The sequence below is a fragment of the Pseudarthrobacter sp. CC12 genome (genome assembly GCF_039907755.1).
GTDB classification, from domain to species: Bacteria; Actinomycetota; Actinomycetes; order Actinomycetales; family Micrococcaceae; genus Arthrobacter; species Arthrobacter niigatensis.
On record NZ_JARDJH010000090.1, the window covers coordinates 1 to 1,104 of the forward strand.

2 protein-coding genes are annotated in these 1,104 nt (G+C 65.8%); both read left to right on the forward strand.

The genetic code is table 11. The features are described from left to right. Window positions 1–13: 13 nt before the first annotated feature. Complete coding sequence (locus PV772_RS22970; protein WP_141158388.1) at window positions 14–445, forward strand: phage holin family protein; 432 nt, start codon at window positions 14–16, stop codon at window positions 443–445. Next, on the forward strand, window positions 442–1,104 hold the full coding sequence (locus PV772_RS22975) for a DUF3618 domain-containing protein (RefSeq protein ID WP_347887700.1): 663 nt from the start codon (window positions 442–444) through the stop codon (window positions 1,102–1,104). The genes PV772_RS22970 and PV772_RS22975 overlap by 4 nt, the downstream gene beginning before the upstream one ends.

Below are 1,104 nucleotides of genomic sequence, written 5' to 3' on the forward strand. Positions count from 1 at the left end.
CGGGTGGTTTGTGATGAGCAGCCAGATACCGGAGCCGCCGCCCAGCGCGGCGCATGTGAAAGCGGATAACGCCTCGATCGGTGAACTCCTCGGGGACGTGACCCGTGACCTGTCCACCCTGATGCGCCAGGAAGTGGAACTGGCCAAGGCCGAACTCAAACAATCCACCTCCCGCGCGGGCAAAGGCGCCGGCATGCTCGCCGGCGCCGGCGTGGGCGGCCACTTCGTCCTGGTCTTCCTCTCCCTGGCCCTGATGTTCGCCCTCGGCGCCGTCATGGCCCTGGGCTGGGCGGCGCTGATCGTCGCCGTGCTCTGGGCCATCATCGCCGCCGTCCTGGCCTCCATCGGCCGGAAGGAACTCAAACAGATCAAGGGCCTGCCCCAAACCGGGGAAACCCTCGCAGAAATACCCCCAACCCTAAAACCAGGTGAGGTAAACCGATGAGCGAAAACCCCGATGCCATCCGCGCAGACATAGAAGCCACCCGGGCCCGCCTGGGCACCAACGTCGACGCCGTGGCCGACAAAGTCACCCCGTCCAACATCGTCCACCGCCAAACCGACAAGGTCCGCGACGCCGTGACCGGGGTGAAGGAGAAAATCATGGGCGCAGCAGACCACGCCACCACCAAGGTCCACGACACCACCGCCACCGGGACCGGACACACCACCAACGCCATGCACACCGCCGGGGACAACCTCCACCAGGCAGGAGACGCGGTCTCCGCGAAACTCTCCGACGCCGGCCAGGCCGTCTCCAACGCCCCGGACCAGGTCAAAGCCAAAACCGCCGGGAACCCCCTGGCCGCCGGGCTCATCGCGTTCGGCGCCGGCATGCTCATCTCCTCCCTGATCCCCGCCAGCGAGAAAGAACGCGAAGCCGCGGACCAACTCAAAACCGCCGCCCAGCCCCTGGCAACCCAGGTCACCGACGCCGCCAAAACCATGGCCCAGGACCTCAAGGAACCCGCCCAGGAAGCCATGGACAACGTCAAAGCCACCGCCACCGACGCCGCCTACAACGTCAAAACCGAAGGCCAAAACGCCGCCACCGACGTCAAAGACCGCGCCACAGACGCCAAAGACAACATCCAAAACACCTAG

Coding starts and splice junctions, on each gene's coding strand:
- PV772_RS22970 (WP_141158388.1), top strand. CDS start 14: ATGAGCAGCCAGATACCGGAGCCGCCGCCCAGCGCGGCGCATGTGAAA.
- PV772_RS22975 (WP_347887700.1), top strand. CDS start 442: ATGAGCGAAAACCCCGATGCCATCCGCGCAGACATAGAAGCCACCCGG.